Here is a 21,230-nt window from a genome sequence, read left to right as displayed (position 1 = left end):
CGGACGTGTGAAAAGGGGGATGGTCATGCCGAAGCTCACGCAGGCGCTGCGCAACGAGTACGAGCAGCTGTTCGCCAGCTGCCAGGTCCGGCCCGAGCGACGCGTGGCGGTCGAGCGGCTGGCCGGCAAGCTCGTCGCCGACCGCGCGCGCTACGCGGCGGTCGGCGATCCGCTCGGCATACCCTGGTATGTCGTCGCCGCGATCCACAATCTGGAGGCCGGCCTGTCGTTTCGCGCCCACCTGCACAACGGCGACCCGCTGAGCGCGCGTACCGTGCACGTGCCGCGCGGCCGTCCGGTCGACGGCGCGCCGCCGTTCACGTGGGAGGACAGCGCGCGCGACGCGCTGCGCTACGACGGCATGGACGGCATCGCCGACTGGAGCCTGGCGGCGACGCTGTACCGGCTCGAGGGCTACAACGGCTGGGGCTACCGCAAGCAGCACCCGGAGGTGCTGAGTCCCTATCTCTGGAGCTATTCGAATCATTACGAGCGCGGCAAGTACGTCGCCGACGGCAAGTGGAGCGCCAGCGCGGTCTCCGACCAGTGCGGCGCGGCGACACTGCTGCGCCGGCTCGCCGAAATGCGCGAAATCGATTTTCCGCCGCGCCCGGACGAGGTGGCGCCGGTGCCGCAGCCCGTGCCTTACGCCGAGCGCAAGCCGCGCGACCCGGCGGCGGTCGCGCGCGCGGTGGCGCTGCAGCAATGGCTCAACACGCACCCGGGCCTCTACGTCCGCGTCGACGGCGTCGCCGGACCGCGCACGTCGGACGCGTACCGCCGCCTGACCGGCGCGTACCTGCCGGGCGATCCGCGCGGCGGCTGAAGCTCGGCGCGGCCACGAAAAAGGCCGCCTCGCGGCGGCCTCTTCGTGATGCTTCGCAGTGGCGCGTCGCTCAGTGGCCGCCTTCCAGCGACTTCACCGCCTGGATCATCGCCACCATCACCTTCTGCGCGTCGCCGTAGACGAGGTTGCAGTTGTCGGCATAGAACAGCTCGTTCTCGACGCCCGAGTAGCCCTTGCCCTGGCCGCGCTTGACGACGTAGACCTGCTTGGCCTGGTCGACGTTGAGGATCGGCATGCCGTAGATCGGCGAGCTCTTGTTGGTGCGTGCCGCCGGGTTCACGGTGTCGTTGGCGCCGATGACGATGGCGACGTCGGCTTCCTTGAATTCGCCGTTGATGTCTTCCATGTCGTAGATGATGTCGTACGGCACGCCGGCTTCGGCGAGCAGCACGTTCATGTGGCCCGGCATGCGACCGGCGACCGGATGGATCGCGAACTTCACCTCGACGCCGGCCTCCTGCAGCAGCTTCACGAACTCGTAAAGCTTGTGCTGCGCCTGCGCGACGGCGAGGCCGTAGCCCGGTGCGATGATGACCTTGCTCGCGTAGCGCATGTTGATGCCGGCGTCGCCCGCATCGACCGGCTTGAGCGAACCCTTGATCTCGCCCTGCGCCTCGTCGCCGGCGGCGCCGAAGTTGCTGAACAGCACGTTCGACACCGAGCGGTTCATGGCCTTGGCCATCAGCAGCGTCAGCAGGGTGCCGGCCGAGCCGACCACCATGCCGGCGATCATCAGCGCCGGGTTGTTGAGCACGTAGCCCTCGAAGCCGACGGCGAGGCCGGTGAAGGCGTTGTAGAGCGAGATCACCACCGGCATGTCGGCGCCGCCGATCGGCATCGTCATCATCACGCCGTAGAACAGCGCCAGCGCGAAGAACGCGGCGAGCAGCGGCGTCGGCACCGCGCCGTGCTGCCAGACGATCCAGGCGCCGAGCGCGACGAGGATCAGCAGCAGCGTGCCGTTGATCGCCTGCAGGCCGCTGATGCGCAGCGTCTTGTTGATGCGGCCGTCGAGCTTGCCCCAGGCGATCAGCGAGCCCGACAGCGAGATCGAGCCGATCAGGCCGCCGAGCACGGCGAGGCTGAGGCCGATGCCGCCGTGCGCCTTGTGGCCGAACAGCTCGATCGCGGCGATCGCCGCCGCCGCGCCGCCGCCCATGCCGTTGTAGAGCGCGACCATCTGCGGCATCGCCGTCATCGCCACGCGCTTGCCGCTCCACCAGGCCCAGCCGAGGCCGAGCACCAGCGCGATCACGGCGAGCGTGACGTTGGTCGTCAGATGCGGTCGGGCGGCTTCCTCGACGTCGAGCGTGTAAAGGAAGCTGGCGAGCACGGCGACGACCATGCCGACGCCGGCGACGACGATGCCCGAGCGCGCCGTGACCGGCGACGACATGCGCTTGAGGCCGTAGATGAACAGAAACGCCGCGAGGAAGTAGCTCGCGTCGATGATCAAGGCTGCATTCATGAGCTTCCCCTTAGCCCTTCTTCTTGTCCGAAGGCTTGAACATTTCGAGCATGCGCTCAGTCACTACGTAACCGCCGGCGGCATTGCCGGCGCCGAGCAGCACGCCGACGAAACCGATCACCTGCTGCAGCGTGCTCGATGCATTGAGCAGCGCCCACAGCGCGCCGACCACGACGATGCCGTGGATGAAGTTGGAGCCCGACATCAGCGGCGTGTGCAGGATCGCCGGCACGCGGCCGATGATCTCGAAGCCGGTGAAGGCGGCCAGCATGAAGATGTAGAGGGCCACGAAGCCCGTCAGGATGGTGGTGGTGTATTCCATGGCGTGTCTCCCTCTCAGGCCGTTTCCACGGCCTTCTTGGCCGCTTCGTTCTTGATCTCGCCGCCGTGCGTCAGCGCCGCCTTGGTCAGCACCTCGTCGCTCCAGTCGAAGTTGAGCGCGCCGTCCTTGACGAACAGCTCGATCAGGTTGAACTGGTTCTTCGAGTACAGCTCGGAGGCGTGCTCGGCGAGCAGCGAGGGCACGTTCAGCGGCGCGACGATCGTCACCTGGCCGATCTGCACGGTCTGGCCCGGCTGCGTGTACTCGCAGTTGCCGCCGCCTTCCGCGGCGAGGTCGACGATGACCGCGCCGTTCTTCATGCCGTCGACCTGCGCCTTGCTGATCAGCTTCGGCGACGGCCGGCCCGGGATCGCGGCGGTGGTGATGATGAGGTCCGCCTGCTGGATGTGCTTGGTGACGACCGCGGCGATCTTGTCCTTCTCTTCCTGCGTCAGCTCGCGGGCGTAGCCGCCCTCGCCGCGCGCGTCGACACCGGTGTCGACGAACTTGGCGCCGAGCGATTCGGCCTGTTCCTTGGTTTCCGGACGCACGTCGTAGCCTTCGGTCATCGCGCCGAGGCGGCGCGCGGTGGCCAGCGCCTGAAGGCCGGCGACGCCGAGGCCCATGACCAGGCACTTGGCCGGACGGATCGAGCCGACCGCGGTGGTCATCATCGGCAGGATGCGCGCCAGATTGGTGGCGCCGAGCAGCGCCGCGTAGTAGCCGGCCAGCGCCGCCTGCGAGGACAGCGCGTCCATCGCCTGCGCGCGCGTGATGCGCGGGATCAGCTCCATCGCGAAAGTGGTGATCTTCTTGTCGCGCAGCAGCTTGGTCAGCTCCGGTTCCTTGTGCGCGTAGACGAAGGAGATCAGCGTGCTGCCGTCCTTCATCGCGTCGACCACGTCGGCCGGCGGCGGCTGCACGGCGACGACGATGTCAGCATCGCTGACCAGGCCCTGCGGATTGGCCGCGAACGTGACGTTCTTGTAGGCCGAATCCGGAATGCGGCTGGCGGCGCCGGCCTCGGACTGCATGTGGATCTCGCAGCCCAGCTTGACGAGTTTGTCGGCCACGGCGGGGACGAGCGCCACGCGGCGTTCGTTCGCACGAGTCTCCTTCAGCACGGCAATTTTGACCGGCATGTTGTAATGCTCCAGAGCGCAAAACGAGTCGAAATCAGGATTTCACGTGGCCGTCACACCGTCTTTGGGCGGGTTTGCGGGCACGAGCAGGCCGGAAGTCTAACGGAACGTCTGGGGAATAACACCCAAATATGCAGGAGCTGCCGCAGCGCCAGACATGCTTGTCCGGCCGGCCCCGGCGCCGTGCGCGCGAGGCCGTCAACGGCCTTCGGCGGCGTTCGCGGCAGGCGCCGTCGACAGCGCGTCGAGATCGGCGGCGAGACCGAGCAGCTGCTTGCGCAGATGCTGGCGCTGGGCCGGCGTCAGGCTCGGGCCCAGATCGGCGAACAGCGCCAGCCAGCGCTCGCGGTTGGCGGCGAAGTCGGCGCGCTGCGTTTCGGTCCACAGCGCATCGCCGCCCGTGACCAGACTGCTCAGGCGCGGACAGAAGCCCGGCGCCTGGCGCGCGGCGAGCGTATCGGCGAGCGCGTCGCGCCAGCTGCGCCGGAACGCCAGCCACTCGGGTGCGATCCACGGCCGCGTGCGGTTCCACTCGTGCAGCCTCTGCCGCTGCTCCGGCGTCAGGTCGCCGAGCCAGCGGCGCAGGCTTTTGTTCAGCGAGCGCTCGGCGCGGTCGCGCAGATCCGTCTCGCGGCCGTCGACGGCGTCCTCGGCGTAGTCGGCCAGATCGTCGTCGGCGCGTGCGAGCAGGCTGCGTACCTGGGCGTCGCTGAGGCTGCCGCCGAGGCTGCAGAACAGCGGCATCAGATGTTCGAGCGCGTCGTTCCACAGGGCGCCGTACTGCTCGCTCCAGCGCGCCAGTTCGGCAGCGTCCGGCGGCGTGTCGGTGCGCGCCGTGATCTGGCGCAGCGTCGCCGCGTAGCGCGGCAGCTCGCTGCGCCGATGCCAGTCCCAGAACAGGCCGAACTCGACATCGAAGCGCGTGCGCTGCTCCGGCGTCATGTCGACGTACTTGTCGAGCTCCCAGCGGGCGAGGAAGTCGAGCCGCTGGTAGGCGAACTGCGTGGCGCTGCAGCCGGCGATGCAGGCGGCGCAGAGCAACAGCAGCAGGCGGCGTACGAAGCGCATCGCGACAGGGTCCGGATATTGATCTGGATCAAAGCGTAACCGATGCGCATTTGATCCTGCGTAGACGGCATGGCGATGGCGGCGCACGATGGCCGGACGCATTGAAGGAGGCCGTCTTGAAGCCACGCGATGTCACCCTGTCGGATCTTCCCCCGCTGCCGCTGCAGACCGCCGCGGCGGCGATCGCCGAATCCAAGTACTTCCTGCCGGGCGAGGATCTCGACGCCATGCGCCGCCGTCTGGCGCGCGCGCTAGCCGCCGTCGAGGCGCAGCCGGCGCGCTGGGAGGAGCCGTTCTACCGGGCGCTGCATTACGCCTTTCCCGGCGGTCGCATCATGGCCAACGCCGGGGCCGAGAACGTCAAGCCGAACGTCTCGACGATCAACTGCACCGTGTCGCGCACGATCGGCGATTCGATGGCCGGCATCATGGACGCCGCGCGCGAGGCGGCGCTGACACTGAAGGCCGGCTGCGGCATCGGCTACGACTTCACGACGCTGCGTCCGGCCGGCGCCTATGTTGCCGGCGCCGGCGCGACGACCTCCGGGCCGATGCCGTTCATGGACGTGTTCGACGCGATCTGCCGCACCGTGTCCAGCGCCGGCGGCCGGCGCGGCGCGCAGATGGGCTGTCTCGATATCAGCCATCCGGACATCGAATCCTTCATCACCGCCAAGCGCGAGAACGGCCGCCTGCGCGCGTTCAATCTTTCGGTGCTGGTGTCGGAGGCCTTCGTGCAGGCGGTGCGCGACGATGCCGACTGGCCGCTGGTGTTTCCGGCCTTCCAGCACGAGCTCGGCGAGCAGCCGACGCTGTGGCGCCGCTGGCCCGGTCAGGACCCGCTGCATACCGTCAACGAGCGCGGTGAAACCTGCTGCCGCATCTACCGCACGGTGCGCGCCCGCGCGCTGTGGGATCTGGTGATGCGTTCGACCTACGACTACTCCGATCCGGGCTTCATCCTGATCGACGAGTGCAACCGCATGAACCCGCTGTGGTTCAGCGAGGAGATCCGCTCGACCAATCCGTGCGGCGAGCAACCGCTGCCGCCGTACGGCGCCTGCCTGCTCGGTTCGGTCAACCTCGCCGCCTTCGTGCGCCGGCCGTTCAGCGCGCAGGCGCATTTCGACTTCGATGCCTACGCCGGCGTCGTGCGCGTGTTCGCGCGCATGCTCGACAACGTGTGCGAGATGAACGGCCTGCCGCTGCCCGAGCAGCGCGCCGAGATTCTCAGCAAGCGCCGTCACGGCATGGGCTATTTCGGGCTCGGCTCGGCGCTGACCCTGCTCGGCCACGAATATGGCTCGGCTCCGTCGCTGGCCTTCACCACGCAGGTCACGCAGCGGCTCTCGCTCGAGAACTGGCGTGCGGCGCTGGAGCTGGCGCGCGAGAAGGGGCCGGCGCCGGCGCTGACCGAAACCGTCGAGCTGACGCCGCGCCATTTCGTGCAGAACCCGGCGCTGGCGCGCGACGGCCTGCAGCCCGGCGAGCGCCTGCCGGCGCGCGTGCTGCACGCCCGCTACTCGCAGCACCTGCAGCGCATCGCCACGCTCGATGCCGAGCTCGTCGCGCAGCTCGCCGAGACCGGCGCGCGCTTCACGCACGCGACCTCGATCGCGCCGACCGGCACGATGGCCGCATCGGTCGGCAACAACGCCAGCAACGGCATCGAACCCTCGTTCGCGCACAGCTATGTGCGCAACCTGATCGTGCCCGGCGAGAAGGCCAAGCGCGCGGTGCGCATGGAATCGTTCGAGCTGCTCGCCTACCGCGCGCTGGTCGACGCCGATGTCGATGCCGAGAACCTGCCGCCGGCCTTCGCCGCCGCCGCGGCGATCGCGCCGAAGGCGCACGTCGACGTGCAGGCCGCCGCGCAGGCCTGGGTCGACTCGTCGATCTCGAAGACCATCAACGTGCCGAGCGACATCGCCTTCGAGGAATTCAAGGATCTGTATCTGTACGCGATCGGCCAGGGACTCAAGGGCTGCACGACGTTCCGCTTCAATCCGGAAGTGCATCAGGGCGTGCTGGTGCGCGAGTCGGACCTCGCCGCCACGGTCTACGAGTTCAAGCTCGCCGACGGCAGCCACGTGCAACTGAGCGGCGACGCGCCGGTCGAATACGAAGGCGCCACCTATACCGCCGCCAATCTGTACGACGCCCTCAAGGAAGGGTTCTACGGGAAACTCTGACATGGCCGAAACGAAGAAGCCCACGCATATCGCGCAGAAGATCGTCGGCTGGTCGGTGGCGCGCGCCGCGCCCGCCAACGATGTGGCGCCGGACGTCGATCCGCGCACGCTGCGCATCGACCGGCGCGAGGAAGGCAGCTGGGAATCGGTGACGACCAAGATCAACCTGACTTCGGCGACCGGCACCAAGACGCTTTATTTCGTCATCGGCTTCGGCGTCGTTTGCGGACGGCGCAACGGCGAGCCGATCTGCATCGAGCGCCCGCTGGAGTTCTTCGTGCCGGCCGGGCAGACCGCCGCCGAGCACCAGTGGGTGTCGGCGACCATGCGCACGCTGTCGCTCGCCGCGCGCGGCGGCTTCGTCGTCAAGGCGCTCGCCGATCTGCGCAAGGTGTCCTGGGACCGCGGCCCGGTCTGGTACGGCAAGAGCAAGAGCGGCAAGGGCCTGGTGCACGATTCCGAAGTCGCGGCGATCGCCTGGGCGATGGAGCAGGAGCTGCAGAAGCGCGGCTATCTCGATGCCTACGGTGTCGAGCGTTCCCTCGACGAACTCGCCACCCGCTACGCGCAGCTGCGCCGCTTCCGCGACGCACTGCCGCTCGACAATCCGAGCCCCGGCGAGCCGCAGCCGGAATCGGCGCTCGCCGCCTTCGCCCTGCCCGACCCCTGCCCGCAATGCCGCGGCGAAATGGTGATGAAGGACGGCTGTCCGACCTGCCTGGACTGCGGGTATTCGAAGTGCGGATGAGCGGGACTTCTGTTGGCTGACTTGGTGCTAGAGGTGAAGCCGTATTGAGCCCACCGATGCATCGAATGCAGGCCGCGCACGCGCATCAGGGTCGCGCAGTCGGCGCAAGCCGGCATCGCATCGGCTAGCCAGTTCCTCGCTACTTCACGGCAACGAGCAAGCCGTCACCATTGGTCGCCGCACCCACACCATCGGGCGGGCGCCGCGATCGCCGCGCGCGGCTGGCTTGGCATAGTGATTGCGCCGGTATACGCGTTTTCGTACCGAGCCCGGCGGGTCCGGCGCACAGACTGCGGGAGCGGGGATCAGGATAATCCCGGCACCCGCGGCAGCGCCGCGGCGAAATCCCCCAACTCTTTTCTGACAACATGGTCATGGATGACAGCGGAGCAGCGGCCGGCGGCGTGGATCCTCAGGCGCTCGGCCTGCTCGGCGGCGGCGGTATCGTCGGCAGCCTGCGTTACGAGCGGCCGGCCTACATCTACGGGCATCTGCTGAAGGACTGCACGGCCGGCGCCTTCGCATTCTTCAATTCGGCGGGGCGCACCAGCGCGTACCGCTGCCACTTCGGCCGCTACTCGCAGATCGGCGAGGGCTCGGTGCTCGGTCCGCCGGAACATCCGATGGACTGGTTCAGCTCGCATCCGTTCGCGTTCACGCGGCCGCGCTATATGCCGAAGATCTACCAGTTCGAGGAGTTCGCGCGGCTCGGGCCCGAAGAGCAGCCGGGCCCGTCGTACGTCGAGACGGTGCCGAGCGAGACCTACATCGGCCACGAGGCCTACATCGGCGCCGGCACCTTCGTGAAGCGCGGCGTGCGCATCGGCGACGGCGCCGTGATCGGCGCGCGCAGCGTCGTCACCAAGGACGTGCCGGCGTACGCGATGGTCGTTGGCGCGCCGGCGCGCGTGCTGCGCATGCGCTTCGCGGACCGGCTGGTCGAGCGCTTCCTGGCGCTGGAATGGTGGAAGTACGATCTCGCGCCGTTCAAGCGCGACGTCGATTTCCGCGAGGTCGAACCGACGCTGGCGTTCTTCGAGGAAAAGCTGGCGCTCGGCGAGCTCAAGCCGCTGCAGCCGCGCACGTACAAATTGCGCCAGACGCCGCACGGCATGCAGGCCGAGCAGCTGGCGGCGCCGCTGTACTTCGCCGAGCTTCAGGGCGCCTGAGCGGGATCGGCTCGCGCCGAGGCGCCGGCCGCTTCAGCGGCCGAGCGCGTTGCGGACCGCCTGTAGCGACGGGCCGATGTGCTCGACCACCTGCTTCAGGCGTTCCTCGCTGACGCCGAGCGTCTGCGTCCAGTAGCGCAGCTCGTCCTGCTTCTGCAGGTCGATGCGCCGGCTTTCGGATGACGGATGCGGTTCGGGCCGATCGGTCATGGCGTTCTCCTCGCGGGGCCGTGAACGGCGGAGTCGCGAGCATCGGCGCCGGCGCGTGACTCGGGCCTGAATCGCGGCTGCTGCCGGTGCGGCGGGGCTGAGGAGTTTCACACCTGTACGCGCCGTGTGCGACGGTTAGGATGGCCGCTCGTGCCCCCGGCTGAAGGAGTCCCCATGTCGCGTTCCCCGATGTCTTGGGCCTTGCGATCGACGATCGCGGCGCTCGCGGTCGCCAGCATGCTGGCGGGCCGCTCTGCCGATGCGCAGACGGCGACGGACGCCGGCGCGGCCAACGCGGCGAGTCAGGCGGCCGTCGCGGCCGGGCAGAAAGCCGACTGGCGCGCGCACCTGCAGCGCTTCGAGGAGGGCTATTTCGCCGCCAACCCGAGCTTCGCGGTCAGCCAGGGCCGGCACGACTACGACGGCCAGCTGCCGGACTGGAGCGCGGCGGCGATCCGCCGGAACATCGCCTGGCTCGAAACGCAGCGCGCGCGCACCGCGGCGTTCCGGCCGGCGGCGCTGGATGAGACGCAGCGCTTCGAGCGCGAATACCTGCTGGCGCGCATCGACGGCGATCTGTTCTGGCTGCGCGACGCCGGCCAGCCGTTCCGCAACCCGGCGTTCTACATCGGCACGCTCGATCCCAGCGTGTACCTGACGCGGCCGTACGCACCGGCAGCGGTCCGCCTCAAGGCCTTCATCGCCTACGCCAACCGGCTGCCGCGCGCCGCCCGGCAGATCCGCGACAACCTGCGCGGGCCGCTGCCGCGGACCTACGTCGAGCTCGGCATCGACAGCTTCGGCGGCTACGCGAGCTTCTTCGCCCACGACGTGCGGCCGATCTTCGCGGACGTGCAGGACCCGGCGCTGCAGGTCCAGCTCGAACGCGCGCTGGCCGCGGCGTCGGCGGCGATGCAGTCGCTCGCCGACGCGTTCAAGGCGCAGCTACCGACCGCGAACCAGGATTTCGCGCTCGGCGCGACGCGCTTCGCGCAAATGCTGCAGGCCACCGAGCGCGTGACGACGCCGCTCGCCGAACTCGAAGCGGTCGGCCGCCGCGATCTGGCCCGCAATCTCGCGGCGCTGAAGGCCGCCTGCGCGCAGTACCTGCCGGACGGCGACGTGCACGCCTGCCTCGATCGGGCGAATCGCGACAAGCCGGCCGACGGTCCGGTCGAGGAGGCGCGGCGCCAGCTGGTCGCGCTGCGCCAGTTCGTCGTCGATCACCAGCTGGTCAGCGTGCCGAGCGACGAGCGCGCGCTGGTCAATGAGGCGCCGGCCTACAACCGCTCGAACTCGGCCTATATCGACGTGCCGGGACCGTTCGACAAGGGCATGCCCTCGGTCTACTACATAGCGCCGCCGGACCCGAGCTGGTCGCCGGCCGATCAGCAGGCCTACATTCCGGCGAAGGCGGATCTGCTGTTCACCTCCGTGCACGAGGTCTGGCCCGGCCACTTCCTGCAGTTCCTGCATTCCAACCGCTCGCCGTCGGCGTTCGGCCGCCTGTTCGTCGGCTACGCGTTCGCCGAGGGCTGGGCGCACTACGCCGAGGAAATGATGTGGGACGCCGGGCTCGGCAATGGCGATCCGGCCGTGCACATCGGCCAGCTCAGCAATGCGCTGCTGCGCAATGTGCGCTTCCTCTGCGCGATCGGTCTGCATACGCAGGGCCTGAGCGTGCCGGACTGCGAGACGATGTTCCGCGAGCAGGCTTTCCAGGATCCGGGCAACGCGCGTCAGCAGGCGGCGCGCGGCACCTACGATCCGGCCTATCTCAATTACACGCTCGGCAAGCTGATGATCGTGAAGCTGCGCGAGGACTGGACCGCGACGCGCGGCGGCCGCGCCGCCTGGCAGGCCTTCCACGACCAGTTCCTGTCGTACGGCGGCCCGCCGATTCCGCTGGTGCGCGAACGGATGCTCGGCAAGGCCGACGACGGCAAGCTGTTCTGAAAGCCTAAGGGCTGAAAAATCCCTGTTCCGTCATGGCGAGGCGCCGCAGGCGACGAAGCCATCCAGTAGCGCCCTGCGCAAGTGGCACATCCGGATGCGCCGCGGCCGCTGTGCGGCCTCGCGATGACGGAGCTTCCTAAGCCCGGCCGTGGCGTGATCTTGCGGCGCGGCTTCTAGAAGTGCGCGAGATAGCCGCCGTCGACGGCGAGCGTCTGGCCGGTGATGTACGAGGCCGACGGCGACGCCAGGAACACGACGGCGCCGGCGATCTCCGGCGGCTCGCCCCAGCGGCCGAGCGAGGTGCGCTGCGCCAGCCAGTCGCCGATCTCGCGGTCGGCGACCATTTCCGCGTTCGCTTCAGTGGCGAAGTAGCCCGGCGCGACGGCGTTGACGGTGATGCCCTGCGCGCCGAGTTCGGCGGCCAGCGCTCGCGTCAGCGCGTCGAGGCCGCCCTTGGCGGCCGTGTACGCGGGGTCGCCGGCACGCGCGATCGGCCCGGCGATCGAGGTGATGTTGATGATGCGGCCGCCGCCGGTCAGGTGCCGGGCCGCGGCGCGCGCCAGCTGGAACGGTGCCACCAGATCGACTTCGAGCACGCGGCGCAGCGCGCCCACGTCGAGTTCGGCGAGACGGCGGCGGTCGCGCACGCTGGCGTTGTTGACGAGGATGTCGAAGCGGCCGTGCGCGTCGGCGATCGCCTGCAAGGCGGCGTCGAAGGCATCCGGCGCGTCCAGTGCGAAGACGGCGGCGCTGGCGCGGCCGCCGCGCGCGACGATGGTATCGACGACCGGCTTCGCGCCGGCGAGGTCGCGGCCATGCACGTGCACATGCGCGCCGGCCGCGGCGAGCGCCAGGGCGATTTCACGGCCGAGGCCGCGCGTGGCACCGGTGACGAGCGCAACGCGGGCGTTCAGCGAAAAGTCGGGCATCGGCAGGGTGCGGAAGGTCGATGCCGCATCGTACACGCTGCCGACGGGCGCGCTGCCTTCAGGAGCGCGGCGGTTCGCCGGCCGGCGCCTGGGCTGTGGGCTCTGCGGGGGCCTCGCCAGACGCGGCGGGCTCGGCCACGGACGCCGGGGCTGCGGCGACGGCGGCCATGGTCGGGGTCGTGGCGGTGTCCGCTTCGGCCCGCGGGGCCGCCGACGCCGACGCCGACGCCGGCACCGGCACCGGCTCGGCCGGCGGCGCCGGTGGCGGCGTCAGCAGGTCGTGCATCAGCGCGTGATAGAGCGAGTTGCGCCAGACCAGCTTGGCGGTGCCGGCGCCGAGCAGCGCGGCGCCCATCAGCGGCAGGATCATGCGCTGGCCCAGCGTCATTTCGGCGACGATTACCGCCGCCGTCAGCGGCGCCTGGGTGGTGCCGGCGAAGTAGGCCGCCATCGTCAGCAGCACCACCGCCGCGGCCGGGGCGAAGCCGAGATACGGGGCGATGTCGGCGCCGAGGCCCGCGCCGATCGCCAGCGACGGCGAGAAGATGCCGCCGGGTACGCCGCTGACGTAGGACACCCAGGTCGCCAGACCCTTGAGCAGCGGGAACCAGGGCGATACGGCGCCGGCGTCGTCCAGCAGCGCGCGGGTCTCGCCGTAGCCGCTGCCGTAAGTGGCGCCGGACGAGACGATGCCGATCAGGCCGACGAGCAGGCCGCAGAGCAGCACCCAGCGCAGGCCGATGCGCTGCAGGTAGTGGCGCGCGGCGCGCGTGCCGGCGAACAGCGAGCGGCTGAACAGGCCGCCGCAGAGGCCGCCGGCAAGGCCGCAGATCAGCACTGCACGCCATTGTTCGAGCGTGTCGATCCGGGTGTCGACGATGCCGAGATAGACGCGGTCGCCGAGCATCGCGATCGCCACCATCGCGGCGATGATGACCAGCATCAGCAGCGTGCCGCTGGCCTTTTCCTCGAAGCTCGACGCCAGTTCCTCGAACGCGAAGACGATGCCGGCGATCGGCGTGTTGAAGGCGGCGGCGACGCCGGCCGCGCCGCCGGCGAGCACCAGGCTGCGCTGGATCTTCAGCTTGTTGCGGGGCGCGACGAGGTTGGCGATCGCGGCGCCGATCTGCACCGTCGGACCTTCGCGGCCGATCGACGCGCCGCAGAGGATGGCGCCGACCGCGAGCACCGGCTTGAGCAGCGCGATGTGCAGCGCCAGCATGCGTTTGCGCAGTGCCGCGTCCTTGTGCTGCAGGACGGCGAGCACCTGCGGAATGCCGCTGCCGGCGGCGCTTGGCGCGTAGCGCCGCGTCAGGCCGACGATGGCGACGAGGCCGAGCGGCGCCAGCAGCAGCGACAGCAGCGGCAGCCACTGCGTCCATTCGGTGATGCGTGCGTGCGCCCAGTCGGCGCCTCGCGCGAACAGCGCGGCGGCAAGGCCGATGCCGGCCGCCGCCGACCAGTAGCGCACGCGCGGCTGCCACAGCAGCCAATGGCGGGCGAGCCGCCAGCGCCAGCGGCCGCCAGTGCTCACCGCAGGCCTTCCGGCCCGCGTCCCCGGCTCCTAGCCGAAGTGGCAGACGTAGTGCAGGGTTTCGAGCGTTTCAATGTCGAACGAGGAGTTGCCGGGCGCGTCGAAGGACTGGCCGCCATGGTACTCCGTCCAGTCTCCGGCACCGGCCAGCTTCACGCGGCAGCGGCCTTCGAGCAGTTCCATGCGCTCGGGAGCGCCGGTGCCGAAGGTCAGCGTCGACGGCAGGATCACGCCGACCGACTTGCGCGTGCCGTCGGCGAGCACGACGGTATGGCTCACGCACTTGCCGTCGAAGTACACATTGGCCTTCTTGACGACGGCGACGTTGTCGAACTGGGCGGTCATCAGTCGATTTCCACCATTTCGAAATCGGCCTTGGACGCGCCGCAGTCCGGGCAGGTCCAGGTATCCGGCACGTCGGCCCAGCGCGTGCCCGGCGGGATGCCGTCGTTCGGCGCTCCCAGCTCTTCGTCGTACACGTAGTCGCAAATCACGCAACGCCACTTCTTGAACGGCATAACACTCTCGTTTCTTCCGGATCGGACCGGACCGGGTGGACACAAAAAAGGCGGCGCATCTTAGCCGATGCGCCGCCTGCGACGATGGGCTCGCGCGTCGTCGCGCGGGGAACTCGTGGATCAACCCGCCGCGGCGCTGCGGCTGTACCGGGCGAGCACCGCGTCGCGCAGCGACGGCTGGATGTTCGCCAGGCGCATGTCGCCCCGATAATGGGCGACGACCTTGGGGTTCATGATTTTAAACCACAGCGGCGGCAGGTAAGCCAGCACGACCATCGACGCATAGCCGGACGGCAGCTGCGGCGCTTCCTCGAAGTGGCGCAGCGCCTGGTACGAGCGCGTCGGATTGGCGTGATGGTCCGAGTGCCGCTGCAGGTGATACAGGAACACGTTGGTGACGACGTGATTGCTGTTCCAGGAATGCTCCGGCCGGCAGCGCTCGTAACTGCCGTCGGCGCGCTTCTGGCGCTTCAGGCCGTAGTGCTCCAGATAATTGACGACTTCCAGCAGCGAGGCGCCATAAAACGCCTGAATCAGCAGGAACGGCAGCACGATCCAGCCGAGCCAGGCGGTCAGCGCGCCGAAGAACACGACGGTGATCGCCCAGGCCTGCAGGTTCTCGTTGCGGATCGACCAGACGCTGCGGTTCTGGCGTGCCAGGCGCTTGCGCTCCAGCTCCCAGGCGGACTTCAGGCTGCCGATCATGGTGCGCGGCAGGAAGGCGTAGAAGCTTTCGCCGAAGCGCGAGCTGGCCGGGTCCTCCGGCGTCGCCACGCGCACGTGATGGCCGCGGTTATGCTCAACGAAGAAGTGGCCGTAGGCGACCGGGCCGAGCGCGAACTTGGCGAGCCAGCGTTCGAGCTTGTCGGTCTTGTGGCCGAGCTCGTGCGCGGTGTTGATCGACACGCCGGTGACCATGCCGATCGTGATCGTCAGGCCGACGAGGTTGTACCAGGCCAGATTGCCGTGGGCGACGGTCCAGGCGCCCCAGACCACGGCGATGTACTCGGTGAGGACGGCCAGATACACGGCGAAGCGGTAGTAACGGTCGCGCTCCAGGGTCGGCACGAGCTCGTCGGGCGGATTGTTGGTGTCGGTGCCGACCAGCCAGTCGGCGACCGGGATGACGCCGTAGACGAACAGCGGGCCCAGCCACCACCAGACGGCCCAGCCGGTCGCTTCGTAGAGCAGGCCGCCGAGGATCGGCACCAGCATGATCGCCGCGCCGAACAGCCACAGATAACGCTTGCTGTCGCGCCAGACCGGCGCCAGGGTTGCCGTGCTCATCGTCTCTCTCCTCCGTACCGGAATTGACCGCTCGTTCAGGCGGAAATTATCCGACCGTTCAATTGCCGTCAAACGGTGGCGGTGCGGGATTCGGCGCGGCCGGGAAGGTGAGGCGGGAAAAAGAAAGGGCCAGACCGCAGTCTGGCCCTCAGTAACCCGGAAAGGTTGGGGAAATCCGGGTTGGGGGAACGGATAGCGGCGCCGGGGCGACCGCTGAGACTCCACCTTAAGGCCGTCGCCGGCCGGCCGGCGCGCGGGCGGGATGCGTGGCTCAATCGGCCGGACGAACGGCGCGCGGCGGGGCGGTCTCGGCGGCCCGGCGGCGCCCTCAGGCCGCCTGTGCCACTTCCACCATCTGGAACTCGGCCTTGGGTGCGCCGCAGTCCGGGCACGACCAGCTCTCCGGCACATCCTCCCAGCGAGTGCCGGGGGCGATGCCTTCGTCCGGCATGCCCAGGGCTTCGTCGTATTCGAAATCGCAGATCACACAGCGCCATTTGCGCATGTTCGTCTCCATGTCCGGTTCGGGGTTGGGTTCAGGCCGCGCCCTGCAATTGCAGTCGCGCGCGCAGGCTCGGCTTGACGTTGGCCAGGCTCAAGTTGCCGTCGTAATGCGCTCGGACCTTCGGGTTCATCACGGCGAACCACAGCGGCGGGCAGTAAGCGAGCAGGATCATGCCGGCGTAGCCGTTCGGCAGCTGCGGGCTACCGTCGAAATGGCGCAGCGCCTCGTAGCCGCGCAGCGGATTGGCGTGATGGTCCGAATGCCGCTCCAGGCCGTACAGGAACACATTGCTGAACACGTGGTTGCTGTTCCAGGAGTGCGTCGGCTGGCAGCGCTCGTAGCGGCCGCCCGGCAGTTTCTGGCGGCACAGTCCGTAGTGCTCCAGGTAATTGACGACCTCGAGCAGGCTGAAGCCGTAGATCGCCTGGATCAGCAGGAAGGGCAGCGCCTTCCAGCCGAAAGCGACGATCAGCGCCGTGAACAGCACCGGCGTCATCGCCCAGGCGTTGAGCACGTCGTTGCGCCAGCTCCAGAACGGCAGGCCGCGCCGCGCCATGCGTGCCTTTTCGATGGCGATGGCCGAGCGGATGCCGCCGGCGATGGTGCGCGGCAGGAAGGCATAGAACGACTCGCCGTAGCGCGACGAGGCCGGGTCCTCGGGCGTCGCCACGCGCACGTGATGGCCGCGGTTGTGCTCCGAGTAGAAATGGCCGTAGCCGGTCGGCGCCAGGGCGATCTTGGCGAGCCACTGCTCGAAGGGATCGGTCTTGTGCCCCAGCTCGTGGGCGATCGCGATGGCGATGCCGGTCGCCATGCCGACCGAGATCGCCAAGCCCAGATACTCCCACCACGCCAGCGTTTGCGTGGCGGCCGTCCATGCGCCCCAGATCAGGCTCGCGTACTCGAACGGCACCGCCGCGTAGACGGCCCAGCGGTAGTAGCGATCCTTTTCCAGCGCCGGAACCACGGCATCCGGCGGATTGTTGCGGTCCTCGCCGACCAGCGCGTCGAGCAGGGGCACGCCAAGGTAGATGAACAGCGGCGTGAACCACCAGAACAGCGACAGGCCGGTGTGCTCGGCCAGCAGCCCGCCGATCATCGGCAGAGCCATGGCCGCGATGCCCAGCAGCCAGAGGTAACGCTTGCCGTCGCGCCAGGCGCCGGGAAGTAACTTGCTCATCACTCGATCTCCAGATTCCTCGCAAGGAACGGTCTGAATTGACCGCTCGTTCAATTATAATTATCCGATCGTTCAATTCAGGTCAAGCGGGTCTGGTCAGGCGGGTCTGGTCAGGCGGCTGGCGCGCAGCGTCCGCGCCCGCCGCTCATGACGCGATGCGCCCAAGCCGGGGCCACCGGTGCGCGTCCGGGCGGTCGTGACCGGCGGCGGCGGTCGGTTGTGAGGACCATCCGCTTATCCGCATGTAGAGATATACTCCGCGGCTTCCACCTTGCCGCACGACTGCCATGGCCTCGCTTCCCTCCGCCCAGAAGCTTCTCGACGCGCTGCAGCGCCGCATCCTCGTCCTCGACGGCGCGATGGGCACGATGATTCAGACTTACAAGCTCGGCGAGGCGGACTACCGCGGCGCGCGTTTCGCCGACTGGCCGCGCGATCTGAAGGGCAACAACGACCTGCTGGTGCTGACGCAGCCGGACATCATCCGCGCGATCCACGGCGAGTACCTCGCCGCCGGCGCCGACATCATCGAGACCAACACCTTCAACGCGCAGAAGATCTCGCTGGCGGACTACGGCATGGAGCCGCTCGCCTACGAGATGAACCTGGCCGCGGCCAGGCTCGCACGCGAGGCCGCCGACGCGGCCGCGACGCCCGAGCGGCCGCGCTTCGTCGCCGGCGCGCTGGGACCGACCAACCGCACGGCCAGCATCTCGCCGGACGTCAACGATCCGGGCAAGCGCAACGTCACCTACGCCGAACTGGTCGACGCCTATCTGGAGCAGGCGCGTGGCCTGGTCGACGGCGGCGTCGACCTGCTGCTGATCGAAACGATCTTCGACACGCTCAACGCCAAGGCCGCGATCTTCGCCTGCGAGACGCTGTTCGAGGTGCGCGGCCTGCGCCTGCCGGTGATCATCTCCGGCACCATCACCGACGCCTCGGGCCGCACGCTGTCCGGCCAGGTCGTCGAGGCGTTCTGGAACTCGGTGCGCCACGCCCGGCCGCTGGCGATCGGCCTCAACTGCGCGCTCGGCGGCCGCGACATGCGTCCGTATATCGCCGAGCTGTCCGGGCTCGCCGACACGTTCATCTCCTGCTATCCGAATGCCGGTCTGCCGAACGCCTTCGGCGAGTACGACGAGCGGCCCGAGGACACCGCGGCGATCGTCGGCGAGTTCGCGCGCGCCGGCCTCGTCAACATCGTCGGCGGCTGCTGCGGCACGACGCCGCCGCACATCGCCGCGGTCGCCCGGGCCGTCGCCGGCCTCACGCCGCGCGCGCCCGCGCAGGTCGCGCGCGTCGCGCGCCTCGCCGGGCTGGAGCCGCTGAACCTCACGCCCGCCATCAACTTCTGCAACGTCGGCGAGCGCACCAATGTCACCGGCTCGGCGAAGTTCCGCGATCTCATCAAGGCCGGCGACTACGCCGCCGGCCTGGCGATCGCGCGCCAGCAGGTCGAGGCCGGCGCGCAGGTCATCGACGTCAACATGGACGAGGGCATGCTCGACGGCGTCGCCGCGATGCGCACCTTCCTCAACCTGATCGCATCCGAGCCCGACATCTCGCGCGTGCCGATCATGATCGACTCCTCGAAGTGGGAGGTGATCGAGGCCGGCCTGCAGTGCGTGCAGGGCAAGCCGATCGTCAACTCGATCTCGATGAAGGAAGGCGAGGCCAAGTTCGTCGAGCAGGCGCGCCTGTGCCGCAAGTACGGCGCCGCCGCGGTGGTGATGGCCTTCGACGAGCAGGGCCAGGCCGACACGCTCGAACGCCGCCAGCAGATCTGCGCGCGCGCCTACAGGATCCTCGTCGACGAGGTCGGCTTTCCGGCTGAAGACATCATCTTCGACCCGAACATCTTCGCGGTCGCGACCGGCATCGAAGCGCACAACCGCTACGGCCTCGACTTCATCGAGGCGACGCGCTGGATCAAGGAAAACCTGCCGTACGCGAAAGTCTCCGGCGGCGTGTCGAACGTGTCGTTCTCGTTCCGCGGCAACAACTTCGTGCGCGAGGCGATCCACTCGGTGTTCCTGTTCCATGCGATCCGCGCCGGCATGGACATGGGCATTGTCAATGCCGGCGTGCTGCCGGTCTACGAGGACATCGACGCCGAACTGCGCACGCGCATCGAGGATGTGATCCTCAATCGCCGCGACGACGCGACCGAGCGCCTGATCGAGATCGCCGAGCGCTTCCGCGCCAACGGCGCCGAGAAGAAGGCCGGCGACGGCGCGGACGGCGAGGTCTGGCGCAGCCTGCCGGTGCGCGAGCGCATCACGCACGCGCTGGTCAAGGGCATCGACGCTTTCGTTGAAGCGGACGTCGAGGAGCTGCGCGCGCAGCTCTCCGCCGCCGGCCAGCGGCCGATCGAAGTGATCGAAGGCCCGCTGATGGAAGGCATGAACGTGGTCGGCGATCTGTTCGGCGCCGGCAAGATGTTCCTGCCGCAGGTCGTCAAGTCGGCGCGCGTGATGAAGAAGGCGGTCGCCTACCTGATTCCGTTCATCGAAGCCGAGAAGGCTCCCGGCGAGGTGCAGAAGTCGAACGGACGCATCGTCATGGCGACCGTCAAGGGCGACGTCCACGACATCGGCAAGAACATCGTCGGCGTCGTGCTCCAGTGCAACAACTACGAAGTCTTCGATCTCGGCGTCATGGTGCCGCCGCAGAAGATCCTCGACGCCGCGCGCGAGCATCGCGCCGACATCATCGGTCTGTCGGGCCTGATCACGCCCTCGCTCGACGAAATGGTGACGCTGGCCCGGGAGATGGAGCGCCAGGGCTTCGACGTGCCGCTCCTGATCGGCGGCGCGACGACCTCGCGCGCGCACACGGCGGTGAAGATCGATCCGGCCTACCACGGCCCGGTCGTGTGGGTGAAGGACGCCTCGCGTTCGGTGCCGGTCGTTGCCGCGCTGCTGTCGGCTCAGCAGAAGCCCCGGCTCGTCGAGGAACTGCGGCGCGACTACGAACAGATCCGCGAGCGCCACGCCAGCAAGGATCGCCGGGAGAAGTTCGTGCCGCTCGCCGACGCGCGCGACAACCGTACGCCGATCGACTGGCGCGGCTACCACCCGCCGCGCCCGCATCTGCTGCTGCAGCAGGCCATGGACGTCTGCCAGGGCGCGGCCTGCGAGCATCGCCATCACATGGCGACGCAATTCGTGAAGACTTTCCACGACTATCCGCTCGCCGAGCTGTGCGAGTACATCGACTGGCAGCCGTTCTTCATCGCCTGGGAGCTCAAGGGCCGTTTCCCGGACTTGCTGAACAATCCGGCGACCTCGGAAGCCGCGCGCAAGTTGTGGGATGACGCGCAGCTCATGCTGAAGAAGATCGTCGACGAGAAATGGCTGCGCGCGAACGGTGTCATCGGTCTGTTTCCGGCGCAGCGCGTCGACGACGACGACATCGCCATCTACAGCGACGAGACCTACGTGCACGAGGTCGCGCGCCTGCGCAACCTGCGCCAGCAGAGCGAGCACCGTCCCGGCGTGCCGCACCGCAGCCTGGCCGACTATGTCGCGCCGCGCGAGAGCGGCCTGCACGATTACGTCGGCGGTTTCGCCGTCACCACCGGGCTCGGCTGCGCCGAGCGCGTCGCCGCCTTCCGCAAGGCCAATGACGACTACAGCGCGATCCTGCTCGAAGCGCTCGCCGACCGCCTGGCCGAAGCCTTCGCCGAGCGCCTGCACCAGCGCGTGCGCAAGGAGTTCTGGGGCTACGCGGCAGACGAAGCGCTCGACAACGCGGCGCTGATCGCCGAGCAGTACATCGGCACCTCGGGCGGCATCCGCCCGGCGCCGGGCTATCCGGCCTGCCCGGAGCACACCGAAAAGCAGACGCTGTGGCAGCTGCTCGACGTCGAGAAGAACGCCGGCATCGCCCTGACCGAGAGCATGGCGATGTGGCCGGGCGCCGCGGTGTCCGGCTGGTACTACTCGCACCCGTCCGCGCAGTACTTCGTCGTCGGCCGTATCGCCAAGGATCAGGTCATCGACTACGCACGCCGCAAGGGCTGGACGCTCGCCGAGGCCGAGAAGTGGCTGGCGCCGAACCTCGGCTACGAGCCGGAGGATTGAATCCGGCGCCTTGATCCGGCGCCGCGGCTAGGCCGGGTCATGGCCGTCCGCTATGCTCGCGGCCGGA

The 21,230-nt window shown here is 68.8% G+C and carries 18 protein-coding genes; 6 read left to right on the top strand and 12 right to left on the bottom strand.

What is annotated here, in order from left to right; all coding sequences use genetic code 11:
* Nucleotides 1–25 precede the first annotated feature (25 nt).
* Complete coding sequence (locus tag K343_RS0105965; protein ID WP_084615754.1) at nt 26–826, top strand: hypothetical protein; 801 nt, start codon at nt 26–28, stop codon at nt 824–826.
* A 70-nt stretch (nt 827–896) separates the two neighbouring features.
* On the opposite strand, the gene K343_RS0105960 is transcribed toward K343_RS0105965, so the two are convergent.
* From K343_RS0105960 to K343_RS0105945, 4 genes are all read right to left on the bottom strand, one after another.
* Nucleotides 897–2,315: an NAD(P)(+) transhydrogenase (Re/Si-specific) subunit beta gene (locus K343_RS0105960; RefSeq protein WP_028007272.1), complete on the bottom strand. Its 1,419-nt coding sequence runs from the start codon at nt 2,313–2,315 to the stop codon at nt 897–899.
* A gap of 10 nt (nt 2,316–2,325) precedes the next feature.
* Entirely contained in the window at nt 2,326–2,637 is a 312-nt protein-coding gene (locus K343_RS0105955; RefSeq protein WP_020647909.1) for an NAD(P) transhydrogenase subunit alpha part 2, read from the bottom strand.
* A 14-nt stretch (nt 2,638–2,651) separates the two neighbouring features.
* On the bottom strand, nt 2,652–3,779 hold the full coding sequence (locus tag K343_RS0105950; RefSeq protein ID WP_028007271.1) for an NAD(P) transhydrogenase subunit alpha: 1,128 nt from the start codon (nt 3,777–3,779) through the stop codon (nt 2,652–2,654).
* Between the two features lie 198 nt (nt 3,780–3,977).
* A complete protein-coding gene (locus K343_RS0105945; protein WP_028007270.1) occupies nt 3,978–4,847 on the bottom strand; it encodes a DUF6279 family lipoprotein in 870 nt (289 codons plus the stop codon).
* A 116-nt stretch (nt 4,848–4,963) separates the two neighbouring features.
* Here K343_RS0105945 and K343_RS0105940 point away from each other — a divergent pair, with 116 nt between their 5' ends.
* The 3 genes from K343_RS0105940 to K343_RS25155 all read left to right on the top strand — a co-directional run bounded on the left by K343_RS0105940 (nt 4,964) and on the right by K343_RS25155 (nt 8,956).
* A complete protein-coding gene (locus K343_RS0105940) occupies nt 4,964–7,039 on the top strand; it encodes an adenosylcobalamin-dependent ribonucleoside-diphosphate reductase (RefSeq protein ID WP_020647912.1) in 2,076 nt (691 codons plus the stop codon).
* A gap of 1 nt (nt 7,040) precedes the next feature.
* On the top strand, nt 7,041–7,787 hold the full coding sequence (locus K343_RS0105935; RefSeq protein WP_043112201.1) for a hypothetical protein: 747 nt from the start codon (nt 7,041–7,043) through the stop codon (nt 7,785–7,787).
* A gap of 404 nt (nt 7,788–8,191) precedes the next feature.
* The gene (locus K343_RS25155) at nt 8,192–8,956 is read left to right on the top strand and encodes a CatB-related O-acetyltransferase (protein ID WP_028007268.1); all 765 of its coding nucleotides are present in this window, start codon (nt 8,192–8,194) and stop codon (nt 8,954–8,956) included.
* 33 nt (nt 8,957–8,989) lie between these two features.
* Here K343_RS25155 and K343_RS23890 read toward each other — a convergent pair whose 3' ends face one another.
* A complete protein-coding gene (locus K343_RS23890) occupies nt 8,990–9,166 on the bottom strand; it encodes a DUF3606 domain-containing protein (protein ID WP_084615718.1) in 177 nt (58 codons plus the stop codon).
* Nucleotides 9,167–9,340: 174 nt separating this feature from the next.
* On the opposite strand from K343_RS23890, the gene K343_RS0105920 reads away from it, so the two are divergent.
* Entirely contained in the window at nt 9,341–11,122 is a 1,782-nt protein-coding gene (locus K343_RS0105920) for a DUF885 domain-containing protein (protein ID WP_051277994.1), read from the top strand.
* A 173-nt stretch (nt 11,123–11,295) separates the two neighbouring features.
* Here the strand turns inward: K343_RS0105920 and K343_RS0105915 are convergent, their stop codons facing one another.
* The 7 genes from K343_RS0105915 to K343_RS0105885 all read right to left on the bottom strand — a co-directional run bounded on the left by K343_RS0105915 (nt 11,296) and on the right by K343_RS0105885 (nt 17,075).
* Nucleotides 11,296–12,051, bottom strand: coding sequence for an SDR family oxidoreductase (locus K343_RS0105915; protein WP_028007266.1), 756 nt, complete (start codon nt 12,049–12,051; stop codon nt 11,296–11,298).
* 58 nt (nt 12,052–12,109) lie between these two features.
* Nucleotides 12,110–13,585 (bottom strand): chloride channel protein, encoded by a 1,476-nt coding sequence (locus K343_RS21155; protein ID WP_051277993.1) that lies wholly within the window; start codon nt 13,583–13,585, stop codon nt 12,110–12,112.
* 30 nt (nt 13,586–13,615) lie between these two features.
* Nucleotides 13,616–13,930 carry a pyrimidine/purine nucleoside phosphorylase gene (gene ppnP / locus K343_RS0105905; RefSeq protein WP_028007265.1) on the bottom strand — a complete coding sequence of 105 codons (315 nt, stop codon included), beginning with the start codon at nt 13,928–13,930 and terminating at the stop codon, nt 13,616–13,618.
* Complete coding sequence (locus K343_RS0105900; protein WP_020647920.1) at nt 13,930–14,103, bottom strand: rubredoxin; 174 nt, start codon at nt 14,101–14,103, stop codon at nt 13,930–13,932. The genes ppnP and K343_RS0105900 overlap by 1 nt, the downstream gene beginning before the upstream one ends.
* 120 nt (nt 14,104–14,223) lie before the next feature.
* Nucleotides 14,224–15,390 (bottom strand): alkane 1-monooxygenase, encoded by a 1,167-nt coding sequence (locus tag K343_RS0105895; protein ID WP_028007264.1) that lies wholly within the window; start codon nt 15,388–15,390, stop codon nt 14,224–14,226.
* A gap of 328 nt (nt 15,391–15,718) precedes the next feature.
* Complete coding sequence (locus K343_RS0105890; RefSeq protein WP_211226175.1) at nt 15,719–15,895, bottom strand: rubredoxin; 177 nt, start codon at nt 15,893–15,895, stop codon at nt 15,719–15,721.
* Between the two features lie 31 nt (nt 15,896–15,926).
* Nucleotides 15,927–17,075: an alkane 1-monooxygenase gene (locus K343_RS0105885; protein WP_028007262.1), complete on the bottom strand. Its 1,149-nt coding sequence runs from the start codon at nt 17,073–17,075 to the stop codon at nt 15,927–15,929.
* 287 nt (nt 17,076–17,362) lie between these two features.
* Here K343_RS0105885 and metH point away from each other — a divergent pair, with 287 nt between their 5' ends.
* On the top strand, nt 17,363–21,163 hold the full coding sequence (metH, locus tag K343_RS0105880; protein ID WP_028007261.1) for a methionine synthase: 3,801 nt from the start codon (nt 17,363–17,365) through the stop codon (nt 21,161–21,163).
* The last annotated feature ends 67 nt before the right edge of the window (nt 21,164–21,230 follow it).

It is taken from the genome of Solimonas flava DSM 18980 (genome assembly GCF_000426685.1).
Lineage (GTDB): Bacteria > Pseudomonadota > Gammaproteobacteria > Nevskiales > Nevskiaceae > Solimonas > Solimonas flava.
This window is presented reverse-complemented; position numbering and strand designations above follow the sequence as displayed.